The organism is Streptomyces sp. UG1 (assembly GCF_049974585.1).
Taxonomy (GTDB): Bacteria; Actinomycetota; Actinomycetes; order Streptomycetales; family Streptomycetaceae; genus Streptomyces.
The window spans coordinates 1-7,503 of the sequence record NZ_JBNGGG010000108.1; the positions used below are offsets into that span (position 1 = coordinate 1).

A 7,503-nucleotide genomic window follows, 5' to 3' on the forward strand; every position below is an offset into this window, starting at 1 on the left:
CAGCACTACCCACAGGCCCGCACCGACGAGTCCGTATACCCCTGCCCGCTTGACAAAATCGCCTACATATCAGGTTCTCGCTGATCGTGACATGCGCAGTGCCCGCTGACCAGCGATTCTCCCGTTGTCTCAACTCGGTCCCGGGACCGCTCTGTCTCACGGATGTGGCCCATTCTTACGCGGAGTCAGATGGTTTCTGGAGGGGGCGTGCTGACCGCAGAGCGGTGCCGCGGCAGCCGTCCGGCCGTTGAGTACCGCTGAGTACTTCGGACTCAGGAAGTGGCCACGGTCAGGCTCTCTGGTGCTGTCGTCTGCACCGATCCGTCCGCTGTCAACGTGATGTCCAGCCGCTTTCCGCCTACTTGGAGCCCGCTGACCGTCAACGGCCCGTACGTCCGCCCGAACGTGGGGTTCACGGTGACCGTGCCGCCGGGGACGTTCGCGTCGAGGCCGAGGGCGGCCTGGAGCACGGCGACCGCGGCGGTGGCCGCCCATGCCTGCGGTCGGCAAGACGCCGGGTAGGGGGCGGGGTAAGGACTCTCCGCAGAGCCGTGCCCGGCGAAGAGTTCCGGGAGGCGGGCGTCGAAGCCCGTCGACGCGGTCAGCAGACCGGCCGCCAGTGAGGCCGCCACGTCCGGGAATCCGGCCTTGACCAGACCGTGGACGGTGATCGCCGTGTCGTGCGGCCAGATGGAACCCACGTGGTAGCCGTACGGGTTGTAGCCCACCGCATCGCTGCTCAGCGTCCGCAGGCCGTGGCCTGCGTCGAGGTCGGGTGCGGCAATACGGGCCGCGAGCAGCGCGCTCTCATCGGCGTTGAGCAGTCCGGTGCCGAGGAGGTGGCCGAAGCCGGAGGTGACCGAGTCGACCGGCTTGCCGTCGCCGTCGAGGGCGACGGCCGGGTAGGGGCCGTGTTCGTCGGTCACCCAGAAGCGGTCGCGGAAGCGGCTGGCGAGTTGCTCGGCCCATGCCTCCCACTCGTCGGCTCCCGGGCGGCCGAACGCACGGAGCAGGGCGGCTCCGCCGAGCGCGGCCTCGTAGGCGTACGCCTGCACTTCGCACAGGGCGATGGGTGCGTGGGCGCGGCTGCCGTCGCGGTAGCGGATGGAGTCGTCGGAGTCCTTCCAGCCCTGGTTGGACAGGCCCTGGCCGGTCTGGTCGATGTACTTGAGGAAGCCGTCGGCGTCTGCCTGGTCGCGCATCCAGGCGAGCGCGGACTCGGCGTGCGGCAGGAGCAGTTCGGCCTCGGCCGGATCGAGCCCCCAGCGCCAGGCGTCGTGGAGGAGGGTGATCCACAGGGGGGTGGCGTCGACCGTGCCGTAGTAGACCGAGGGTAGTGAGAGCCGGTCGCCGAGCTTGAGGTTGTCGCGACGGACTTCGTGCAGGATCTTGCCCGGCTGCTCCTCCGTGGCGGTGTCGGTGACGGCGCCCTGTCGGCGCGCGAGGGTGCGCAGCGTACCGGCTGCGAGGTCGATGCCGAGGGGCAGCAGCATGCGGGCGGCCCACAGGGCGTCGCGTCCGAAGAGGGTCAGGAACCAGGGCGCGCCCGCCGCGAGGAACTGGTCCGGCCGGTCCTTCTGCGACTGCGGGTCGGTCAGGCGCAGGCGGTCCAGGTCGGCGAGGGACTGCTCCAGCCAGCGGTCCAGGCGGCGGTCCGCGCTGCGCAGCACGGGGATGCTCCACGGCACCTGGTCCGCGGGCGGGGGCGGGAACTGATCGCCGTCCGAGTACGCAGCCGTACAGGACAACGTCACCGACCACGAGGCTCCGGGGTCCAGCTCGACGTCGTACGACAGCCGTCCCGCCGACACGTCCAGTACGTTCGGCGCCGGCTCACTGACCAGGCAGGCGGTGAAGCCGTCACACGCCCATGCCAGCCCGATGGTCTCGCTGTCCGCAGCCTGGGGCGGCACTTCCTCGGGAGCGTGTCCCGACTTGACCTGGTCCATGCTGGCCGAGTCCGAGCCCGCGGTCACCGTCAGGCGGAAACGGACCTGACGGCTGCCTGCGTTGGTGATCTCCAGGCGTTCCTCGAACCGGCCGGCTGCCGTGGCGCGGCGGCGGTGGAGGGTGACGGCGGGGTCGGGTGTGGTCTCGCCGAGGCCGCGCAGGACGACCCGGAAGTCCGCGCCGTCCGCACCCCGCAGACTCCCGGCGACGGGGGTCAGGGTGATGCCCTCGACGGCGACGGTGAGCTGCGACAGGGCTCGGCGGTCGCCGTGGTAGAAGCCGTCCGCCCCCTCGCTGACCTGCCCGTCTGCACGCGAGATGACGAGGCTCGGTGCGTGCAGCGTGACGACCGCGTCATGCAGGAACGGCTGCAGGCCACCGGCTTCGGGAGCGGGTGCTGCGACCGATCCGTTGGGGTCCTGGGGCTTGACAGTGGCGTCCAAGGAAGTAGAACCTCTCAGTGTTTTAGCGTTCCAAGGACACTAAGTGACTCGTCAGAGCCATGGCAATGGGTCTTGGAACGCTAAAACAGAGTCCACATCTCCTCTGTCTGTCGGAGAGCCGCATGCCCCGCTCCAGCAACACCTCCTCGGCCAAAGGTGGCCCGGTGACCCTCGCGATGGTCGCCCGGCGGGCCGGCGTCTCGGCGCAGACCGTGTCGAACGCGATCAACTCGCCGGACCTGCTGCGGCCGGAGACCCTGGAGCGGGTCCGCCAGGTGATCGAGGAGATGGGCTACCGGCCCAGCCGCGCCGCGCAGACACTGCGCAGCGGTTCCAGCAAGCTCATCGGCTACGGCATCCAGCCCACCCCGCCCGGCACCTCGGGCGCGGTCATGGACCGCTTCCTGCACGCCCTGTCGGAGGCCGCCGACGAGGCCGGCTACCGGATGCTGGTCTTCGCCTCCCCGCCCGGCGGCCCGAGCCTGAAGGGCTACGAGGAACTGCTGGCGCAGCACGAGGTCGACGGCTTCGTGCTCAGCGGCACCGAGCGGGGCGACCCGCGCCAGGCGTGGCTGACGAAGCGGGGCGTGCCGTTCGTCGGGTTCGGCCGTATGTGGTCGGGGCGGCCGATCGGTGACTGGGTCGACGTCGACGGCGCCTCCGGCACGGATGCCGCAGTCGAGCACTTGGTCGTCCTGGGGCATCGCAACATTGCCTTCCTGGGCTGGGAGCGCGGTGCCTCCGGTGCCGGTGACGACCGTGCCGAGGGCTGGCTGCGGGCGATGAAGCGCCACGGGCTGGCGACGCGCGGGCGGCGCGGGCAGTGCGCCAACGACATCGACGCGGCCCGTGCGGCGGTGAAACCACTGCTGGACGGCGGCGCGAGCGCGGTGATCGCGGCCAGCGACATGCTGGCCCTCGGCTGCTACCAGATGCTGCGCGAGCGGGGCGCCGCTCCCGGCCGGGACGTCGCCGTGATCGGCTTCGACGACTCACCGACCGCCGAACTCCTCTCGCCCGGCCTGTCCTCGATCGCCCAGCCCCTGGAGGACGTAGGCCGGGAATGCGTACGGCTCCTCCTCGCGCGGATCGCCACCCCGGACGCCCCGCCCGAGCGGCTCCTGCTGGAGCCGTCCCTGATCGTGCGCGACAGCGCCACCACGGCACCGTCCGCCACCGCCTGAGCCCCACCCGGTCGGCCGGGCTCTTTCCCTGCCTGGCCGGTCCCGGCCCCCTCCTCCACCCCCACACCCCTGGCCCACGCCTTCGTGTGCCCGGGAGGAGCCGCAGGTACCACCCCGTAACCCTCGGAGGAAGCAATGCACAACCGTTCGGCCGTCGCGGCCTTTGTCACCTGTGCGGCCATGCTGGCCGCCACGGGCTGCTCGTCGAGTTTCGGCAGCGACAAGAAGACCGCGCAGGACACCAGTGACAAGCAGCACCTCACGGTGCTGATCGCCTCCTCCGGGGACGCGGAGACCAAGGCCGTCAAGGACGCGGCGGCCGCCTGGGCCAAGCAGTCCGGAAACACGGTGACCGTCGACCTGGCCAAGGACATCAACCAGCAGCTCGGTCAGTCCTTCGCCGGGAACAAGCCGCCGGACGCCTTCTACGTCGACTCCGCCCAGTTCGCCAACTACGCCAAGGGCGGCTCCCTCTACCCCTACGGCGACCAGATCAAGGACGCCGACGACTTCTCCGCCCAGCTGCGCGCGTCGTTCACCTACGACGGGAAGCTGGTGTGCCTGCCCAAGGACACCTCCACCCTCGCCCTGGTCATCAACACGGACCTGTGGCAGAAGGCCGGGCTGACCGCGAAGGACTACCCGACCACCTGGGCCCAGCTGAAGACCGTCGCGGCCAAGCTGACCAAGGGCAAGGTCACCGGGCTGGTCACCAACGGCGAGTACGCGAGAGTCGGCGTCTTCATGAAGGAGGCCGGCGGCTGGATCACCAACAGTGACCAGACGAAGATGACCGCCGACAGCACGCAGAACACCGAGGCCCTCGACTACGTGCAGTCGCTGCTGAAGGCCGGCTCCATGAAGTACGCCAGCCAGGTCGACACCGGCTGGGGCGGCGAAGCCTTCGGCAAGGGCATAGCCGCCATGACCATCGAGGGTAACTGGCTCACCGGTGCCATGAAGGCCGACTTCCCGGACGTGAAGTACACGGTCATCCCGCTGCCCGCCGGACCGGCCGGGAAGGGCACCCTCGCCTTCAGCCAGTGCTGGGGCGTGGCCCAGGGCAGCACTCACCGGTCGGCGGCCGTGGACCTGGTGAAGTACCTGACCTCCGCCATCCAGCAGTTGAAGAACGCGGACGCCTTCGGCGTGATGCCCTCCCGCACCAGCGCGCTCGCCGAGTACGCGACGAAGTACCCGTCGGCCAAGGCGTGGGCGGACGGCACGGCCTACGCGCAGGGCCCGGTGACGGTCGCCGGCTTCGACAAGGTGCTCACCCAGTTCAACACCGACCTCACCTCGCTGGGCACGGCTGACCCGAAGAAGATCCTGTCCGACCTGCAGCGCAACGGCGAGCAGGCCCTGACGAAGGGCGACTGAGCCCCCCCATGTCCTCGCCTACGTCACAGACCCCTCGCCCGAACTCGCGCTCGCGCGCGGGCGGGGGTCCCCGTACGGCCGACTCGCCGGGCGCCCCTGACACGCCCGGCGGGTCCGGCCCGGCCGCGGCGTCCCTCATCAAGCCCGCCCCGCGTGGGGGGCGCCGCGGCGAAGGCCCCTGGGGCTGGCTGTTCGTCAGCCCTATGGTGATCATCCTCGGCCTGTTCTTCGTCCTGCCGATCTTCATGGCGCTGTGGGTGAGCCTGCTGAACTGGGACGGCCAGTCCAACCCCTTCAGCGGCCAGGCGAAGTTCGTGGGGCTGGACAACTACCGGTCCCTGTTCACCGAGGACGGACTGGACCGCACGCTGTTTGCGACCTCGCTGCGCAACAACGCCTACTACGTGCTGCTGACCGTGCCGATCCAGACCATCCTCGCCCTGGTGCTGGCACTGATCGTCAACCAGCGGATCCTGCGCGCCCGGGGCGCCCTGCGCACCGCGTTCTTCTTTCCCTCGGTGACCAGCTCGATCGCGGTCTCCACGGTCTTCCTCTTCCTGTTCCAGGGCAGTGGCGCCGTCAACACCGCACTGTCCTGGATCGGGGTAAAGGGCCCAAGCTGGTTCAACGACCCCCGCGGCGTGCTCTCCCTGCTGCTCGGCGCGCTGGGCATCGTCGACCCGGACCGCCCCTCGGGCTTCCTCGCCGACCACCACGTGATGGGCCTGTCCTTCTTCGACTGGCTGTCCGGGCCGTCCGTCGCCATGTGCGTGATCATCATGCTCGCGGTGTGGACGACCTCCGGCACCTTCATGCTGATCTTCCTCGCCGCCCTCCAGGGCATCCCGCGTGAACTGGAAGAGGCCGCCGCCATCGAAGGCGTGGGCCGCCTGCAGATGCTGCGCCACGTGATCCTGCCCGCGCTGCGGCCCGTGATCTTCCTCGTGGTCACCCTCGGCCTCATCGCCACCTGGCAGGTCTTCGACCAGGTCTACGTCATGAGCGGCGGCGCTCCTGGCAACACCACCCTGACCCCGGCCTACTTGTCGTACTCCAGCGCCTTCGACGACGCCAACTTCGGCCAGGGCGCGGCCATCGCCTTCGTCCTGCTGATCATCATCCTCGCCTTCACCGTCGCACAGCGTTTCCTGCTGCGCGAGCGCACCCCCCGAACCCGGAGGAACCGATGAACGCCAAGGCCGCCGCCCGGGCACAAGGGCGCCCGGTGCTGGAACGGTTCCCCCTTGCGCTGCGCATCCTCGGCTACACGACCGTCATCGCGATCGGCCTGCTGTACCTGTTCCCGTTCATCCTGCAGTTGGTCACCGGCTTCAAGACCGACCCGGACGCGGCCGCGCACCCCCTCGGCCTGATCCCCACCACCCCGACGACGGCCGCCTACCAGCGGCTGTTCGGGCTGAGCCAGTCCGGCGAGGCGGTGCCCTTCTTCCGCTGGCTGGGCAACTCCGTCTTCCTGTCCGTCACCGTCACGGCCGGACGCGTCCTGTTCGACTCGATGGCCGGCTACGCGCTCGCCCGCCTCAACTTCCCCGGCCGCAGGGTGCTGTTCGGCTTCGTCATCGCCATCCTGGCGGTGCCGCCCGTGGCCCTGCTGATCCCGAAGTTCCTGGTGCTGAACACCTTCGGACTGTTCGACACCTACGCCGCCATGATCCTGCCGCTGCTGGTGGACACCGTCGGCATCTTCATCATGAAGCAGTTCTTCGAGTCCATCCCCCGCGAGGTCGAAGAGGCCGCGAAGATGGACGGCGCCGGCGTCTTTCGCACCTTCTGGTCGATCGTGCTGCCCATGGCCCGCCCCGCCCTGATCACCCTGACCATCCTGTCCTTCCAGGGCTCGTGGAACGAGTTCACCAACCTCCTTGTCGCCACCCAGTCCAGCCAGTACGAAACCCTCACCACCGGCTTGGCCCGCTTCGTCTCCGGCAGCCTGGGCCAAGGCACCCAGTACCCCCTGAAACTGGCGGCGGCCCTGATGGCCACCATCCCCGTCGCCGTGCTGTTCTTCTGCTTCCAGCGGTACTTCGTCCAGGGCGCCAACGCCGGAGCCGTCAAGGAATAGCCCGCCACAACAGCTCCGCCCTGCCTCACCGAAAGGCACAGCCGTGTCCACCGCGCCCCGTGACCCGCACCGGCCCGTCGCACACCTAAGACCGCACCCCAACTGGATCAACGACCCCAACGGGCTGGTCTTCCACGACGGCCACTACCACGTGTTCCACCAGTACAACCCCCACGGCGCCACCCACACGCACATGCACCGGGGCCACTTCCGCAGCCCCGACCTGCTGACCTGGGAGCAGCTGCCGATCGCCCTCGCCCCGACCCCCGGCGGCGTGGACTCCGACGGCTGCTTCTCCGGAAACGCCGTCTCCGACGGCGACCGGCTCGGCGGGAGCTGCGGGCATTCGCTCACTCGACATCATCGTGCTCATGATGTGCCTGTGGCTTAGTACTCCAGTGAGAGATCGTGCGCTGAGCTGGTTCTTCTTCGGTAATGGCAGCGGCGGGCGATGGCTTGATGG

The 7,503-nt window shown here is 69.3% G+C and carries 6 protein-coding genes; 5 read left to right on the plus strand and 1 reads right to left on the minus strand.

Annotation, left to right across the window (positions count from 1 at the left end; all coding sequences use genetic code 11):
* Window positions 1-272: 272 nt before the first annotated feature.
* Window positions 273-2,393 (minus strand): glycogen debranching N-terminal domain-containing protein, encoded by a 2,121-nt coding sequence (locus ACP4J3_RS50365; RefSeq protein WP_426544969.1) that lies wholly within the window; start codon window positions 2,391-2,393, stop codon window positions 273-275.
* Window positions 2,394-2,515: 122 nt separating this feature from the next.
* Between ACP4J3_RS50365 and ACP4J3_RS50370 the strand changes: the two genes are divergently transcribed.
* The 5 genes from ACP4J3_RS50370 (at window position 2,516) to ACP4J3_RS50390 (ending at window position 7,431) form a co-directional block, all read left to right on the plus strand.
* Window positions 2,516-3,577, plus strand: a complete 1,062-nt coding sequence (locus tag ACP4J3_RS50370; RefSeq protein WP_426544971.1) for a LacI family DNA-binding transcriptional regulator — start codon at window positions 2,516-2,518, stop codon at window positions 3,575-3,577.
* Between the two features lie 135 nt (window positions 3,578-3,712).
* Window positions 3,713-4,957, plus strand: a complete 1,245-nt coding sequence (locus tag ACP4J3_RS50375; RefSeq protein WP_426544973.1) for a sugar ABC transporter substrate-binding protein — start codon at window positions 3,713-3,715, stop codon at window positions 4,955-4,957.
* A 203-nt stretch (window positions 4,958-5,160) separates the two neighbouring features.
* Entirely contained in the window at window positions 5,161-6,147 is a 987-nt protein-coding gene (locus tag ACP4J3_RS50380) for a carbohydrate ABC transporter permease (RefSeq protein ID WP_426544975.1), read from the plus strand.
* The gene (locus ACP4J3_RS50385) at window positions 6,144-7,040 is read left to right on the plus strand and encodes a carbohydrate ABC transporter permease (protein ID WP_426544977.1); all 897 of its coding nucleotides are present in this window, start codon (window positions 6,144-6,146) and stop codon (window positions 7,038-7,040) included. The genes ACP4J3_RS50380 and ACP4J3_RS50385 overlap by 4 nt, the downstream gene beginning before the upstream one ends.
* Window positions 7,041-7,083: 43 nt before the next feature.
* Complete coding sequence (locus ACP4J3_RS50390; RefSeq protein WP_426544979.1) at window positions 7,084-7,431, plus strand: hypothetical protein; 348 nt, start codon at window positions 7,084-7,086, stop codon at window positions 7,429-7,431.
* Window positions 7,432-7,503 lie beyond the last annotated feature (72 nt).